The following is a 15,937-nucleotide window of genomic DNA, read 5'->3' on the forward strand; positions in this document are numbered from 1 at the left end:
TTACACGTTGTGTGAATATGGATAGAAGAATATGCGGTATGAAAAAAAGGGAAAAGGATTAAAAAGTTATATCTTATTAGGTTGGCCCAGATCTCAATAAAAGAAAAGGGAAAAGCTTGCGCTGATCCCTTTGCGTAATCTCTAGTAGATTATCGCTGGTGCTTAAATTCCGCTACCCACATTGCGGTTGCACCGCATATTGCTACGGGCATCACGATAAGGTTCAATATTGGAATCGTTGTAAAAACGGATACCAACACACCAAAGCTATATGCTTTACCTTGCTTTTGTTTCAATTTGTAACGCATGTCATTGAATGAGATTTTGTGGTTATCAAATGGATAGTCGCAGTACTGAATCGCTAACATCCAAGCCGTGAAAATAAACCACAAAAATGGTCCGACCGTTTGTCCCAGAGCTGGGATGAGTAATAGCAAGAACAAGCCAATCGCTTTAGGCAGTATGTACAGCAGCTTTCGCCATTCTCGACTTAAAACACGAGGAACATCTTTAATGACTGCGGTGAAACCATCATCATTCACTTTTTTCCCTGTCAGGCTCTCTTCCACTTTTTCTGCCAATAGACCATTAAACGGTGCGGCGATGAAGTTAGCGAGTGTGCTGAAGAAATAGGAAAAGGTGGCAAGGATGGTCAAGGCGAGTAAAGGCCATAGAATATAGGTCAGCCAAGATAAAAAATCGGGTAGTTGTCCAATCCAGTCTTCAATCCAAATGTTAAGGTTTGAAAACAGATAGAAGAGCGCACCACCCACGAGCAAAATATTTGCAAGTAAAGGTAACACGACAAAGCGTCTTATCTTGGGGGCAAGTGCTAATTGTATTCCGTATAGGAAGTAATCAAATCCGGTTCTTTGTTGATTATTTAGCTTCATGTCTTTATTTGCTTCGTGTGAATGGCAACTCATTGTACCTGTGAGGATTTTTCTTTCAATGTCCTGACAAATGAGGTGCTGTTAAGTGGAATCGTGGCAAGAATCACAACAAAAAATGGAACTTCTTGCATTAAGTTGTTCTAAATCTACATATAGTTTTGGTAAAGTAAACGCATCATTCAGATTTTTTGCACTTGGGTTGCTGCTCAAGAACTACGAGTAGTAAAAACAAGTATATTGAGAGTAAATAATGCAGGAATTGCGATTCGTACTCATTGTTGTTGGCGCATTAGCCATCGCGGCATTACTGTTTCATGGTTTATGGAGCAGTAAAAAAGAAGGCAAAGCAAAATTTGGTAACAAGCCGCTTGGTAAGCTGGATGTTGATCAAGGAGACAAAAACGACGTTGCCGATAAAGCACGAAACTTTGCTTCGGCTCCTGAGGATGACTTTGAGATCATTCGTAAAGATCGCAAAGAACCGGATTTTGGGGGGGAGAACGCGTTCGACAATAAGTTCGAGTCCGACCCTTTGTTTGACGGTATACCAGAAGTAAAACCCTCAAAACGAGAACCAGAAGATATCCCTCCTTTTGTCGCTGCCAAAGATAATGAAGAGGAAGTCGAGTCTGTTGCTCAAGCCCCATTGGTTGAAGAACCATCTCAGCCACAACATGTGGAGGAAGAGACGATTCCATCAGCGTTTGATATAGCGGATCAAGAACAAAAAACAGAAGCGGCTAGAGAACCTGATGTGGCAGAACCTCAACAAGAGTCAAAGCCAGAACCTGAAATGCAAGTGATTGTATTGAACGTCCATTGTGCTGGTGAAGAGCCATTTGTCGGCACAGACCTATTTGAAAGTATGCAGCAAAATGGCCTAATTTATGGTGAGATGAATATCTTCCATCGACATGTTGACCTATCTGGCAACGGCAAAGTGCTGTTTAGCGTCGCTAATATGATGCACCCTGGTACGTTTGAGCATGCTGATCCTGCTGAGTTTACAACGAAGGGTATTTCATTCTTCATGACATTGCCTTGTTATGGCGAGGCTGAACAGAACTTCAACTTAATGCTCCGAACAGCGCAGCAAATTGCTGATGACTTAGGTGGTAACGTACTTGATGACCAGCGCAACTTAATGACGCCCGATCGTTTAGCATCTTATCGACGTCAAATAGTTGAGTTTAATGCCGCTAACGCATAATCTTAACAGCAAATAATAATAGGGCTCCGGATGGAGCCCTTTTTCTTGGATTTCCCAACCTCACCGATTGAAAATACACGGGGCTTTACTATGTCTGAATCAGTACTTCAGCGACTAGAAGAACTAAAAGAGTCGTTGCATTACCACGCTGTGCGTTATTACGTGGAAGATAACCCAGAGATCCCTGATGCCGAGTACGACCGTTTAATGCGAGAGTTACTGGATATTGAAGCAGAAAACCCTGATTTAATTACCGTAGACTCGCCAAGTCAACGTGTGGGTGGACAACCTCTCTCTGCGTTTAGCCAAGTGACACATGAAGTACCGATGCTTTCGCTTGATAATGCGTTTGATGACAGCGAACTTGATAGTTTCCACAAACGAGCACAAGAGCGTGTAGGCACTCAAAGCGTTAAGCAATATTGTTGTGAGCCGAAATTGGATGGGTTAGCCGTGAGCTTGCTGTATGAGAACGGTGTGTTAGTTCAGGCGGCAACACGAGGCGATGGCACTACTGGCGAGAACATCACAGAAAACGTGCGTACGATTAAAGCCATTCCTTTAAAACTCAGAGGTAATGACTGGCCAAATCGTCTTGAAGTTCGTGGTGAAGTCTTTATGCCGAAAGCTGGGTTTGAAAAGCTCAATGAATTAGCAAGGAAGAAAGGCGAAAAAATCTTTGTCAACCCACGTAACGCTGCGGCTGGTAGCTTACGACAATTGGATTCACGCATTACGGCTTCTCGTCCGCTTAGCTTCTATGCATACAGTGTGGGCGTGGTGCAAGGTGCTGAATTGGCGGCAAGTCACTACGAACGCTTCTTGCAAATTAAATCTTTGGGATTACCAATGTGCCCGGAGACCAAGCGAGTTGAAAGCTTGGCGGATGTAAAAGCTTACTACCAAGATATCTTGCAGCGTCGTGATGCCCTTCCTTATGAGATCGATGGTGTCGTCATTAAAATTGACGATATTGCCGTGCAAGAGCGTCTTGGATTTGTTGCTCGCGCTCCACGTTGGGCGATTGCTTACAAATTTCCTGCTCAGGAAGAAATGACGACGCTGAATGAGGTGGAATTCCAAGTCGGTCGTACTGGTGCGATTACGCCTGTTGCTAAACTGGAGCCTGTATTTGTTGGCGGGGTAACGGTAAGTAATGCGACGCTTCATAACGCAGACGAGATAGAACGTCTGCAAGTTAAGATCGGTGACCAAGTCGTCATTCGTCGTGCTGGCGACGTTATCCCTCAGGTGGTGTCTGTTATTAAAGAACGTCGACCAGAAACGGTGCGAGACATTGTTTTCCCATGCCAGTGCCCGGTTTGTGGCTCTCACGTTGAACGTATTGAAGGGGAAGCCGTGACTCGCTGTACCGGCGGTTTGGTCTGTCAAGCTCAGCGAAAGCAAGCCCTCAAGCACTTTGTATCTCGTAAAGCATTAGACGTTGATGGTTTAGGTGATAAGGTTATCGAGCAGCTTGTCGACCGTGAAATGGTGAAAACACCGGCTGACTTATTCAAGTTATCGGCTGGAATTTTAACAGTGTTGGACCGTATGGGGCCTAAGTCTGCGCAGAACATTGTGAATGCGTTAGAAAAATCCAAAGAAACAACATTGCCTCGCTTTTTGTATTCTCTTGGGATTCGTGAAGTTGGCGAGACAACCGCCGCAAACCTAGCAAGGCACTTTAAAAGCTTAGAAGCGATTCAAAATGCAACGAAAGAGCAGTTGGTTGAGGTGCAAGATATTGGTGTGATAGTAGCTCAACATATCACGACATTCTTTAGCGAAGAGCAAAACCAAACGGTAGTTCAAGACTTACTCGAGCAAGGCATTCATTGGCCTGAAATTAGCGCGGCCGAACAAGAGGGTGAATTACCATTAGCGGGTAAGACGGTGGTATTAACGGGAACACTTTCTCAATTAGGTCGTACTGAAGCTAAAGAAGCACTCCAAGCTTTAGGCGCGAAAGTCACGGGCAGTGTCTCTAAGAAAACGGATATATTGTTTGCAGGTACAAGCGCGGGCTCTAAATTAACAAAAGCGCAAGAACTTGGTGTTGAGATTAAAACGGAGCAAGATTTAATCGAATTAATGAATTAATCCATATCAAAAAAAGTAAAAAATAACTAAAAGCCCCACAGGGTATGCCTGTGGGGCTTTTTCTTGCGCATAATTAAGTCGTTTTTTTCATCTATCTTAGAGTTTTAATCATTTCAATGATCAAGACCTATCCTTGAGTTATTCAAAGGGTTTTATCTTCTATTTTGCGACTTGCTTCATCTATAGTTTGTGCGTTTAAAGGTAACGTTTTGATATTGATAGGTTTATATAACTGCTAGGTAACATTGTTAAAAGTAAGATCTGGATCAACAACTTAGATGGAACTTTGGTGTGGCTCATATTTTTTTAGAAAAAAAATAAGTTCCATTTGGTTTTTTTTAGGTGCGAAGTTAGTCTTGTGCTCGTGGGTACACATTGTGTATGCAGTAACAAAAAAGAACCGAATTAATAATAATGAGGTTTGTTTAGGAATTGACTTCTCTCCTTCGGCGGCCAACTAAAGGCGAGATAGAAATTACAGCTATATCCATTTTTAGGAGTTTTTCCATGGACAAATTTTTTAAAGTATCTGCGATCACTGCAGCTATGATGGGCGCAGTCGCTGCCGCTCCAGCAATGGCGAATGATCCAGTTGGACCAGAGTATTCAGAAGCAGTTTCAGAGTTTTTCTCTGAGTCGACTATCAGCGGTAACCTTAACTTTTGGATGCGTGCTCGTGACCGTGGTAACGTAGATGCTAATGGTAATGACACTAAAAAGGTAACGAACCTAGACCACGGTTCTATCTTTGCAAACCTAGGCTTCAACTCTGGCTACGTTGGTGATGTTGCAGGTCTTGATGCTGTTATCTACAGCACATTTGATATGTGGCAAAACGGTGGTGCTGACCACGAAATGAACTTCTGGGGGGTAAACAACCCTTACGATAAAGAAGCAAAAGACAGCGCATGTTCTAATGTATGGACAGATTGTACTGACAACGGCGTTTCATTTTCTACAGTAGCGGCTAAGTTTAAGTTTGGTGAATCTGGTACTGCAAAACTGGGTTATTTCCAACCATCAGTACCTAGCTCCCTAGGTGTTAACTGGTCATTTGCTCCTGGTACATACCTAGGTGGCCAAGTTGGCGGCAACATCGGTGGTTTCGACTTAGGTTTGGTTGTTGCAACGGAATACAAAGCGCCTTGGTTTAAGTCCACTTATGAGTTCCAAACTACGAACGGTGAAGATGCAGGTACGCTGTACTCTGTAGGTGGTCGTTACACGCTAGACAATGGCATGTCTCTTGATGCGGCATATGGTGGCTTAACTGACGGTGATCGTTGGAATGCACACTTCAAAGTGAAAGGTACTACTGAGGGCGGTCTATACTGGTCTCCACAACTGTATATCGTTGATGACAGCGAGCAGTTCGATAGCACAGCATTCCAGGTAGCTTTATTAACTAGCATCTCTTCTGGTCAATACTCATACCGCGCTGAAGCAACGTACACGGGCGCAGATTCGGGTGATGCTAATGTCGTTGGTAACATGTCTTACCGTCTAACTAGCCAATATGGTGGTTCAAATGGTGCTTACGAAATCTGGTGGAACAACCGTTCAGACTTTAACCACGACGAAGAGCTAGCGGTATTTGGTTCTGTATCTCGTGACTTTTCTGACATCGGTGGTAAAGGCTTTAGTGGCGGCCTAAGTGCAGCTTACGGCTTTGGTTCATCTGCCCCTGGTGTGGATGATCTATCAGAGTACGCTTATAGCTTGTTTGCTAACTACGCAATTCAAGCTGGTGCGTTGAAAGATGCGAACATTAGCTTCTATTACACTAATTACTACAATGACACAAATGCTGGGAACTGGGCTCCATACACAAACCTGTTCCAAGACGAGGAAGATTTCAAACTAGCATTAACAATTCCTTTTACAGTTAAATAAGCGAACTGAATACTCTAAATGGTGTCTAAAAAGCTGAGCATTCGCTCAGCTTTTTTTGTATCCGAGGAGCTAATTATGAAGAAATTGCTTTTTATCCCTTTTATATTGTTAACTCTCCAAGCTTGTAATAGTACTCCCCAGACATCAGCAGAGTATTGGCATGGGCAAGGTGAACGTTTTGGTTCTAATGGCTACCAATACGACAATGATGTTTTAACTAACTTAAAAGAAAATGTCGATTTTGATGAGGATTCATACAAGGAAGGTTATGAGGCGGGTAGGGCAGCTTACTGTGATCCGTTTAAAGCATTTGAAAAAGGCATTCAAGGTATACGCTATACCAATCAATGTGAGGGGCAGACTCAAGAGGTTATGATCAAAGCAGAGTGGCAGAGAGGCTGGGATGCATTTATTGGTTCGGACTTTTATAAGTTTTAGACATATCAACCAACAACGTGTCAACGAAGTTTATCTAGTAAATTAAGCAGATAAACTTCGTTAAAAGCATTGAGAATATTTATTATTTAAATGTACCACCGTACATTCTACATAATTCTCTAGGTAGATGTTTGACTGTACCATCGCTAAATGTACACTCGATACCTGCACCAAAAACATGCCCCGCTGAATTTTGTGCCAAAGAAATTGGTGATGCAAAAATAAAGCACGCGATAAATAAAGCAATCTTTTTCATAACACATCCTCTTACTTACCAAAATAAACAGCATTTAAGTTAAATGCTATGCGTTAAGTATGTATAGGGACTTAAAAAGATCAAAAAATAATTCAATAGTATTTTATTTTTTTAAATTAAATTAGAAAGTATTTTTTAGTTCAATACGTTTCTATCTTATTGATTATGATATTTAGATAAAGAGGTTATTGATATTTAAGGAGAGGATGTTAATAATATCATGTTACTTAATTATTGTTGGATTTTAAATAAAATAATGAAATTAAAGAGTTTTTTAGATAAGCAGTAATGGAGCCGAGTTCGCTCCATTATTTTTGCATAATTTAATCAGACTCTGGCTCAATTATTAAAATTATGCCATCTACAGCAGTGATTTTTACGCGTGTGCCTGCTGGAAGTGCTCGCTCCGATTGTGCAGACCAAGTGGTATCGGCAACCTGAATTCGATTGAGTCCGATATTAAAGTCTTCTTCTATGGTGATGGTACGCCCTATGAGCTGCTTATATTTTTGGTTTAAGTCTCGCTCTTGATCTTCTTGTTTGTCTTTTGACCATTGTCGACGCCACCATAGCCAAGTTGTGATTAGGCTGAAAGTGGCAAAGCATAGCCATTGCAATTGCCAACTCATAGGAAGAACGGTAAGCAGAGCCCCGACAATAAGGGCTGAGAGACCAAGCCAAAGAAAGTAACCTACCGTGCCGAGCAACTCTACAGCCAGAAGGGCAAAACCGAATGCTAGCCAATGCCAGAAAGAGACACCTTCCAGTAAACTAAAAAAGTTCATAAGCTATTCTTTATTTTGTGGTTTAAACATCTCAGCAATACCAGCAACCGATCCCATTAGTCCAGTTGCTTCTAACGGTAGCATAATGATCTTACCATTTTCGGCTTGACCGATACTCTTGATCGCTTCGGTATAACCTTGTGCGATAAAGTAATTTACGGCTTGCATGTCACCTTTTGCAATCGCTTCTGAGACCATATAAGTGGCTTTCGCTTCTGCTTGCGCTGCACGTTCACGAGCTTCAGCATGGAGAATCGCAGACTGCTTCTCCCCTTCTGCTTTCAGAATATCCGATTGTTTATGACCTTCTGCTTTTAGGATCTCCGCTTGGCGAACGCCTTCAGCTTCAAGGATTTCAGCTCGCTTATTACGCTCTGCCTTCATTTGTGCGTTCATCGCTGCAGTCAGATCTGCTGGTGGTTGGACATCTTTAATTTCAATTCTCGTGACTTTTACGCCCCACGGATTTGTTGCTTGGTCGACGATAACAAGTAGTTTTGAGTTGATCATATCGCGTTGGCTCAGCATTTCATCCAGTTCCATGGAGCCTAATACGGTACGGATATTCGTGAGCGTCAGGTTTCTTATCGCATGCTCGAGGTCATTAACCTCATAAGCGGCTTTTGCGGCGTCAACGGCTTGGACAAAACATACCGCATCAATGACCACATTTGCGTTGTCTTTACTGATTACCTCTTGTGCAGGTATATCTAATACACGTTCCATCATGTTGATTTTATGACCGATTCGATCAATGAATGGAATAATCAAGTTTAGTCCTGGCTTAAGCGTAAGGGTGTAGCGGCCAAAACGTTCCACTGTCCAGTTATTTCCTTGAGGAACGGTTTTTATTGCGGAAGCAAGAATGACAACGGCAAGAACGACAAAAATACCGATGGTAATCAGTGAATCAATAGGCATGAGTTATTCCCTTAAGTGCATAATGTCGGATTCATTTTTACCTATTTATAGACAATAGACAATTGAAGTTCTGAGAACCTTAAGAGGTTATTGGGTTTTTTATATCACAAAGGCCGGAATATCCGGCCTTTTATTGAAGTTTTCGCTTTTCAGTAAGTTAGTACAGAATCGAATATAGCTGACGGCGATATTTGCTTGCTAACGCGTTGCCTTGACCTAGTGCGCTGAGAATATCCATAAAAGTCTTCTTCACTTCACCGTCTTGGGCTCCCAAGTCTTTTTTAAGAATATTCCAAAGTAGATCTAGCGCTTCTTCATCACGACCCACTTGGTTATATTGTACGGCAAGTTCACAAGCGAGTGCGAAGTTTTCCATATCTGCAGCATAGGTTTGCTCCAGTCGCTGCAATTCAGGGCTATCCGCGGCCTGTAAGTGCAGTTCGAGCTTTGCGATTAGGCTCTTGTAGTAGTTATCTTGGTATTCAAGTGAGATAGAGCCTAATAGCTCTTGGGCAACATCAAATTGTTTGGTTTCTAACAAACAATCTGCCATGGCTAATTTTACATCACCACGCTCTTGCAGCTCTTGTGGCAGAGTATGGATAATACTCAATGCTTGGGCATGTTCACCTTGCTGAAGAAGCTCGCTAACCTGCTTTAGCAGTTGTTCATCCGGGCTTGGTAAGTGTTTTTGCAACATAGTCGCAATGGCGTCAATAGGCTGAGGACCACCTAAACCATCAACGGCTTGGCCATTGACAAATAAAGCGATAGTTGGAAGTACTTGTACGCCAAACTGGGAAGCTAAGGCTGGTTGATCTTCACAGTTAAGTAAAGCAAGCGTAAATGCCCCGTTGTATTGTTGAGCCAGAGATTGTAACTCAGGGAGTACCTGTACGCTTTCTGGTTGAGTATTTGCCCAAAAGTGGATCAAAACAGGGGTGTTCATTGATCCTTCAAGTGTTTCGCGAAAGTTCTGTTCTGTTATCTCAACGATAAATGGGGATTGCATCAGAGTATCCTTGCTTTGTTTCTTGTCGTTGATTGTAGATATGGAGTTGATTTATGAGAAATTCAAGCAGTAGAAAAGAAAAACGCGACCTAAGCAGCGCTGTCGTTATAGCGCGCGAAGCTGCTATAAAAGTATAAAGCGTTCTCGAGGTGGATGGTGTGGTATCAAAATAGGATGAACATGGCCAACACTACACCCACACTAAGCCAGTTAAGCTGATTCAATGTCATTGTTGTCTCGCATTAGTACAAAACATAATGGGTGGCGGCGATACCAAATCTAGTCAAAGTTAAGTACTCAATTCGTATTATTGAGTGCAGAATTTTGTCTAGGAATTGATTCGTTTGGTTGAGGCTTTTTAACCTTCATGCTCATAATGACATCACATTATTACGCTAAAATTACATGACGACAAAAATCATGCGACTCGCTGCAAAATCTTATCAAGTGTGCGGGTTGGTAACACTCGTTTGAGTACCGAAAACAGTTTGGTTGGCATTGTAATACGATAACGAATTTTAGGAGAAGAGCTGGTTAATGCATGAAGAACCGGTTCGATACAGGCTGATGCGGGTAAAACAAACTTATTATTAGACTTATCGTTATCCAAACGTTTTTTTTGCCCTTCATAAGCGAGACGGTGCGGGCTGGACCCAACATCAATCCACTGTTCGAATGCTTTTAATGCATTGCTTCTAAATCGGGTCTCAATTGGACCTGGCTCTATCAATGCTACTTTGATGTTGGTATCGGCGAGTTCTAAGCGCAGTGTATCTGTCCAGCCTTCTAGTGCGAATTTCGATGCATTGTAGGCCCCTCGATATTTCATTGCAGCAAAGCCAAGCACGGAACTATTTTGGATAATACGTCCTTCGCCTTGTGAACGCATATGGGGGAGGACTTCCTGAACCAGTTGATGCCAACCAAAAAAGTTGGTTTGGAACTGGGCTTTTAAAGCCTCGGTCGGTAAATCTTCAAGGGCACCTGGTTGACCGTATGCGCCATTATTAAATAGTGCGTAAAGCTTACCGTTGGCTATTTTCAGGGTTTGTTCGGCACCAATACTGATGCTGTGGGGGTCATTGAGATCCAATTGGATACAGTTCAATCCTTCAGTTTGGAGCCGTTCCACGTCATGTTTATGCCGGCAAGATGCAATCACATGAAAGCCTTTCTTGTTCAGAGCATGCGCGCAGACATAACCAATTCCAGTGGAGCAACCAGTGATAAGAATCGACTTTTTCATAAATTTAGCTCACAGAAACGATGAATGAACCTCATCATTCATCAGCTTCGCTCTTGAAGCAAGTGCTTGAGTGCAGGCTCTATTCTGGAGTAGCTAAATTTAAAACCAAGTTCTGTAAGTTTTTTGGGTTTGGCTCTCATGCTATCGAATAATAAGCAGGCAGATTCGCCCATTGCGATTTCCATGACCCACTTCGGTGTGAAGAGAATGTGCGGCCGCTTTAGGGTTTTAGCGAGAGTGCTGCTGAAAATCCGGTTAGTGACGGGATGAGGTGCGCACATATTGAACGCACCGTGTGCATGAGAAGTTTCAAGCAGATACATGATGGCGCGAACCATATCGAGGATGTGGATCCAAGGCATATATTGATTGCCGTTTCCCAGTGGTCCGCCGACCCCAAGTTTATAAGGCAATAACATTTTCGCTAAAGCCCCGCCATGCTCTCCCAGCACCACGCCAGTTCGTAAAAAGCACACACGAGTCTGCTCTGACTTGGCTCTTTTGGCAATATGTTCCCATTGTGCGCAAACCACGTGCGGGAATTCATCACTGTTTACTTTGAGGCATTCGTCGAAAGGATGTTCTTGTTGATCGCCATAGTAACCAACAGCGGAACCGCTAATAAACACGGAAGGAGGTTCGGTGCTCGCGTGGATCAATTCAACGATTTTCTCGGTAATTTCCCAGCGGCTTTTGCAGATTTTCTCTTTTTGTTGGCGGGTCCATCTTTTGTCTGCGATAGGCTCACCCGCAAGGTTAATCACGGCGTCAATATGATTGAGATCGGCCAGGCGATCAAGAGAATCAAGGTATTCAATATTACCAAGATCAGTGTGTTGTAAGTGTTGTCTTGCGCGCTCAGGAGAGCGTGTGAGGAGCACCACTTGGTGTGTGGCGAGTAGCTTAAGCAACTCTGAGCCAATAAACCCAGTTCCACCTGTTAGTAATATTTTCATGGCATCTCTTTGAATGTACAACTATTACGACATTATAGTCGTTTTGTGCTTGGCTGATCATCTCTGCGCTTCTTATTTTGTTGATTCTCACGAAGCCGTAAAGCGCGCTATCTACTTCACATATTGAAAAAATGTAACTAAATGTTATTAGTGGAATGGGCTTGTTCACGGTAGGGGAAATGAATTTATGCCAAACTGAAAGAATCGCCAATGGAGCTGGTGTGGATAACAACAAACACGGCCAGCAAGGAGGACCAGTATGGAAGCATTTATCGCTCTCTTTAGAGCGCTGATGAATAGTACTCGAGACCTGCTACCTATTGTTATCGTCATCACTTTTTTTCAATTAGTTGTATTGCAAGAACCTCTTCCTCATCTTGCTTCCATTCTTTTTGGCTTATTGTTTGTCGTTCTAGGGCTTACCTTTTTTATTTTTGGTTTAGAGCTTGGCCTTTTTCCTATTGGAGAAAGCATGGCACAAGCGTTCGCGAAAAAGGGCAGTGTATTTTGGTTGTTGGTGTTCGCATTTTGTTTGGGATTTGGCACGACGATAGCTGAGCCGGCTTTAACCGCTGTTGCGGAAGAGGCCTCTGAGGTGGCTGCTGAAGGAGGGATGATCGCAAATTCAGAGCAGGCCATACAGGAATATGGTTTAGGCCTACGAGTGACCGTCGCGCTTTCGGTGGGGATTGCCATTGTTGTTGGAGTGCTGCGCATTTTAAAAGGATGGCCGATTCACTACATGATTATTGGAGGTTATGTGGGCGTCGTTGCATTAACGTGGTTTGCGCCTGAGTCGATAATTGGGATCGCTTATGACTCGGGCGGAGTAACCACATCAACGATTACCGTGCCTTTGGTGACGGCGCTCGGAGTGGGGCTCGCATCCGCAATTAAAGGGCGAAACCCCATGGTGGATGGCTTTGGGTTGATCGCTTTTGCTTCATTATTGCCGATGATGTTTGTCATGGTTTATGGAATGGTCGTGACATGATTTCGTTTGCGCACTTTACTGAGACATTGTTGTCGACGGTTCGTGATGTTATTCCCATTACGACCATTATTTTCGGGTTTCAATTGGCCGTATTACGGCGTCCGGTCAATAACCTCAAAAAGGTATTGTTGGGATTCTTTTATGTCATTTTGGGGTTGTCACTGTTTTTGCTTGGGCTCGAAATGGCGTTATTTCCGCTAGGGGAAACCATGGCGGCTCAGCTTACTGCACCTGATTTTTTACGTGAGTTTAAAGTGTCGGTTGGCCAGAGATTAATATGGGCTGATTATTACTGGGTTTACACTTTTGCCTTTTTTATTGGTTTTAGTACCACTATTGCAGAGCCATCGTTAATTGCGGTTGCAATAAAGGCAAATCAGGTATCGGGTGGCAGTATCAGTATTAATGGCTTACGAGTTGCGGTTGCACTGGGCGTTGCGATTGGCATTTCTCTTGGCAGTTATCGAATCGTCGTGGGAGACCCGATCCATTACTACATTATTGCCGGTTACATTGTGGTCGTGATTCAAACCTTCTATGCGCCTAAATTGATTGTTCCTCTCGCTTATGATTCAGGAGGCGTTACAACTTCTACAGTGACCGTTCCACTTGTGACCGCGCTGGGGTTGGGGCTTGCCTCGACAGTACCAGGGAGAAACCCAATGATAGATGGTTTTGGTCTGATTGCCTTTGCCAGTTTGTTTCCGATTATATCCGTAATGGGGTATGCGCAAATAACCCAGTGGCTGAATAAAGACACCTCGGAGGATGAATGAAATGCGCTTTAAATTGATACTTGCGTTTGTTGAAGACAGCAAAACAGACAAGGTGCTGGATGCGGCTCGCGATGCTGGCGCCACAGGTGCGACCGTTATTAATAATGCTCGCGGACAAGGCTTAAACCAAAAGCGAACTTTTTTTGGTTTAACGTTAGAAGTACAAAAAGATGTGCTGCTATTTGTGGTGGAAGAACATCTTTCACGACATATATTGGAAACCATCAATGAGGTTGGAGAATTTGACCGAGAGTCAGGACAGGGTATTGCGATTCAGATTGATATTGAAGACGCAGTAGGCGTCGCGCACCAAGTCGAGACGTTGACGAAAGTGGTCGAGGATGAGTTATGAGTAATCAAGAAATAGTCAGAGTTCGCGATGTGATGGCGGTTACTTACGTCATGGTCGATGGTTTAATGACGGTTTATGAAGGCATTACGCTCGCCAAAAAATATCAGGTTAAAGCGCTGGTGGTGAAAAAGCGCGATGATAATGATGAATATGGCATTGTCTTGATGAATGATATTGCGAAGAAAGTACTCGCAAATAATCGTTCTTCCCAGCGCACTAATATCTATGAAATTATGACCAAGCCAGCGTTGTGTGTCGCTCCTGATATGAATGTGAAATATTGTGCTCGTCTGTTTGAACGGTTTGGGATTAGCCGTGCTCCTGTCGTTGAAGATGGAGAAGTCATTGGCATGGTCAGTTATAACAATATCGTGATAAATGGCATGGTACGAGAGGAAGAGATGAATTTATATTTAGAACAATGATGCTTTTGAATGCGGAGACGAACAGTACGGTGTATGTCTCGTGGTGTTACTCCAGCTTTTAAATGGAATCAGTACGGCTCAGTCCTGGTTGAGCTGTTGTCAAAAAGCCGTAGAATAGCCTCATACTTTTTGAGGAGACGAAGTCGTGAAACTATTTTTTGCCTCAGATTTGCATGGCTCTTTGCCTGCAACCAAAGAAACCATCGAGTTGTTTCTTGCTTCTGGTGCTGAACACTTAATTCTGTTGGGTGACACACTCAATCACGGACCAAGAAATCCAGTTCCAGAAGGTTACAATCCGCCACAGGTTGCGGAGCTGTTGAACCAGTACAGTGAGAGCATCATTTCCGTACGTGGAAACTGTGATAGTGACGTCGATCAAATGTTATTGAACTTCCCTATGATGATGGATTACTCATGGGTGCTGCTTGAATCGGGTACGCGAATCTTTTTGACTCACGGCCATTTATACCATTCCACGAAACGACCGCCACTGCGAAAAGGTGATGTTATCGCTCATGGCCATACGCACATACCGGTTGCGGAGAGGCAAGAAGGTGTCGTGACCTTTAATCCAGGCTCAATGACGTTCCCACGTAATGGTTTACCGAGAAGCTTTGGTTTGCTGGATGAAGGCACTCTAACGGTGCAAACCCCAGAAGGTAAAGTACTGGCTCAGACAACCATTTAATTTGGCATAAAGTCGATGCATTTGAAAAAAGAAAGGCAAGGGAGCCGAGTGTTCCCTTGCCTTTCTTTTTATATTGACTGAGTTCAGGTTTTAGCCTCTGCATGACCTAAGTCGCGCTCAGGATCAATTATATCTCTTACTCGCTGTTTTAGTACTTTCGCTTCTGGGAATCCGCCGTCTTTTTTCCGCTCCCAAATCTGAATGCCATTACAAACAATCTCAAACCGACCACCTGTATCTGGGTGCAGACTAATGATTTCGATTTCTTCACTAAATGTGTGTAAGAGTTCTTGTGATAACCAAGTTGAACGCAACATCCAGTTGCACTGGCGACAGTAATAAATGTTGATACTCGCTTTTTCCATACCCCTTCCTCTGAGCGACCTCCAGCAAGAGTGAGAATACTTGGCCAGCCCATACGCAAAAACAAAGGGGCGTCTGCCCCTTATTATTCAAACAAAATTAGTTTTGAAACAGTACCGTAGAGCCGTGATTGAGGCTAGTGAGCAGCAACGTTTTTTCGTTGACAACGTCAATGCGACGACTTTGCTCCGCATCAAGTTTGAAAATTTGAGTGATCAAACGTAATTGCTTTTCAGAAAAATCTTTCGATTGAGAAGAGGAAATGTCTTTAAACTCAGAAGGCGATACGAGCAGATAGTTGTCACTCACTTCCCAATGGCCTTTTTCTGAAATATTAATGGTTGATTCTGCGGCCGAGCTTTGAGCGAAAAGCTTGATATTGGCTACGCGGATATAATTTCCGTTAGGCAGATATTTGACGTTAGATTCAACATTAACACGACGTAGTAGACCTACCGGATCATCGGGCAAATTATCTGATATGACGGTGACCATCGTCGATTGCCACTCATTCGAAGTGAGAACCTGTTCAACTTTTAAATCGCTATCCCAGTATAACCAAGCACTGAAAAGAACGGATACGGCCAAAACCGCAGATGCTACTTTTATCTTCATTCTGGCCT

At 43.2% G+C, this 15,937-nt stretch carries 18 protein-coding genes; 9 read left to right on the forward strand and 9 right to left on the reverse strand.

Annotation, left to right across the window (positions count from 1 at the left end; translation table 11 throughout):
- Positions 1-149 precede the first annotated feature (149 nt).
- Positions 150-893: a sulfate transporter CysZ gene (cysZ, locus tag AC3D28_RS01480; RefSeq protein ID WP_488535303.1), complete on the reverse strand. Its 744-nt coding sequence runs from the start codon at positions 891-893 to the stop codon at positions 150-152.
- A 250-nt stretch (positions 894-1,143) separates the two neighbouring features.
- Here cysZ and zipA point away from each other — a divergent pair, with 250 nt between their 5' ends.
- The 4 genes from zipA (at position 1,144) to AC3D28_RS01500 (ending at position 6,537) form a co-directional block, all read left to right on the forward strand.
- Positions 1,144-2,103, forward strand: coding sequence for a cell division protein ZipA (gene zipA, locus AC3D28_RS01485; RefSeq protein ID WP_488535304.1), 960 nt, complete (start codon positions 1,144-1,146; stop codon positions 2,101-2,103).
- Between the two features lie 90 nt (positions 2,104-2,193).
- Positions 2,194-4,206: an NAD-dependent DNA ligase LigA gene (gene ligA, locus AC3D28_RS01490; protein WP_488535305.1), complete on the forward strand. Its 2,013-nt coding sequence runs from the start codon at positions 2,194-2,196 to the stop codon at positions 4,204-4,206.
- A gap of 507 nt (positions 4,207-4,713) precedes the next feature.
- Positions 4,714-6,099 (forward strand): multidrug transporter, encoded by a 1,386-nt coding sequence (locus AC3D28_RS01495; RefSeq protein WP_488535306.1) that lies wholly within the window; start codon positions 4,714-4,716, stop codon positions 6,097-6,099.
- A 75-nt stretch (positions 6,100-6,174) separates the two neighbouring features.
- On the forward strand, positions 6,175-6,537 hold the full coding sequence (locus tag AC3D28_RS01500) for a DUF2799 domain-containing protein (RefSeq protein WP_488535307.1): 363 nt from the start codon (positions 6,175-6,177) through the stop codon (positions 6,535-6,537).
- An 82-nt stretch (positions 6,538-6,619) separates the two neighbouring features.
- Here the strand turns inward: AC3D28_RS01500 and AC3D28_RS01505 are convergent, their stop codons facing one another.
- The 6 genes from AC3D28_RS01505 to AC3D28_RS01530 form a co-directional block, all read right to left on the reverse strand.
- Complete coding sequence (locus AC3D28_RS01505; protein ID WP_488535308.1) at positions 6,620-6,793, reverse strand: hypothetical protein; 174 nt, start codon at positions 6,791-6,793, stop codon at positions 6,620-6,622.
- A gap of 323 nt (positions 6,794-7,116) precedes the next feature.
- The gene (locus tag AC3D28_RS01510) at positions 7,117-7,578 is read right to left on the reverse strand and encodes an NfeD family protein (protein WP_488535309.1); all 462 of its coding nucleotides are present in this window, start codon (positions 7,576-7,578) and stop codon (positions 7,117-7,119) included.
- A 3-nt stretch (positions 7,579-7,581) separates the two neighbouring features.
- Positions 7,582-8,499 (reverse strand): SPFH domain-containing protein, encoded by a 918-nt coding sequence (locus AC3D28_RS01515; protein WP_098416217.1) that lies wholly within the window; start codon positions 8,497-8,499, stop codon positions 7,582-7,584.
- Positions 8,500-8,656: 157 nt separating this feature from the next.
- Positions 8,657-9,511, reverse strand: a complete 855-nt coding sequence (locus AC3D28_RS01520) for a co-chaperone YbbN (RefSeq protein WP_488535310.1) — start codon at positions 9,509-9,511, stop codon at positions 8,657-8,659.
- Positions 9,512-9,929: 418 nt separating this feature from the next.
- Entirely contained in the window at positions 9,930-10,757 is an 828-nt protein-coding gene (locus AC3D28_RS01525) for an SDR family oxidoreductase (RefSeq protein WP_488535311.1), read from the reverse strand.
- A 41-nt stretch (positions 10,758-10,798) separates the two neighbouring features.
- On the reverse strand, positions 10,799-11,713 hold the full coding sequence (locus AC3D28_RS01530) for a TIGR01777 family oxidoreductase (RefSeq protein WP_488535312.1): 915 nt from the start codon (positions 11,711-11,713) through the stop codon (positions 10,799-10,801).
- 259 nt (positions 11,714-11,972) lie between these two features.
- On the opposite strand from AC3D28_RS01530, the gene AC3D28_RS01535 reads away from it, so the two are divergent.
- The 5 genes from AC3D28_RS01535 (at position 11,973) to yfcE (ending at position 14,951) form a co-directional block, all read left to right on the forward strand.
- The gene (locus AC3D28_RS01535) at positions 11,973-12,707 is read left to right on the forward strand and encodes a DUF1538 domain-containing protein (RefSeq protein ID WP_098416213.1); all 735 of its coding nucleotides are present in this window, start codon (positions 11,973-11,975) and stop codon (positions 12,705-12,707) included.
- The gene (locus AC3D28_RS01540) at positions 12,704-13,483 is read left to right on the forward strand and encodes a DUF1538 domain-containing protein (RefSeq protein WP_098416212.1); all 780 of its coding nucleotides are present in this window, start codon (positions 12,704-12,706) and stop codon (positions 13,481-13,483) included. Before AC3D28_RS01535 ends, AC3D28_RS01540 begins: the two co-directional genes overlap by 4 nt.
- Position 13,484: 1 nt before the next feature.
- The gene (locus AC3D28_RS01545; RefSeq protein ID WP_005382084.1) at positions 13,485-13,835 is read left to right on the forward strand and encodes a P-II family nitrogen regulator; all 351 of its coding nucleotides are present in this window, start codon (positions 13,485-13,487) and stop codon (positions 13,833-13,835) included.
- Entirely contained in the window at positions 13,832-14,260 is a 429-nt protein-coding gene (locus AC3D28_RS01550) for a CBS domain-containing protein (protein ID WP_488535313.1), read from the forward strand. Before AC3D28_RS01545 ends, AC3D28_RS01550 begins: the two co-directional genes overlap by 4 nt.
- Positions 14,261-14,405: 145 nt before the next feature.
- Positions 14,406-14,951 carry a phosphodiesterase gene (yfcE, locus tag AC3D28_RS01555; protein WP_488535314.1) on the forward strand — a complete coding sequence of 182 codons (546 nt, stop codon included), beginning with the start codon at positions 14,406-14,408 and terminating at the stop codon, positions 14,949-14,951.
- 83 nt (positions 14,952-15,034) lie between these two features.
- On the opposite strand, the gene AC3D28_RS01560 is transcribed toward yfcE, so the two are convergent.
- Together AC3D28_RS01560 and AC3D28_RS01565 are read right to left on the reverse strand one after the other, a co-directional pair.
- Positions 15,035-15,316 (reverse strand): Rdx family protein, encoded by a 282-nt coding sequence (locus tag AC3D28_RS01560; RefSeq protein WP_488535315.1) that lies wholly within the window; start codon positions 15,314-15,316, stop codon positions 15,035-15,037.
- A gap of 97 nt (positions 15,317-15,413) precedes the next feature.
- Positions 15,414-15,929, reverse strand: coding sequence for a regulatory protein ToxS (locus AC3D28_RS01565; protein ID WP_488535316.1), 516 nt, complete (start codon positions 15,927-15,929; stop codon positions 15,414-15,416).
- Between the last annotated feature and the right edge of the window lie 8 nt (positions 15,930-15,937).

Source organism: Vibrio sp. TAP-3B, from assembly GCF_057784735.1.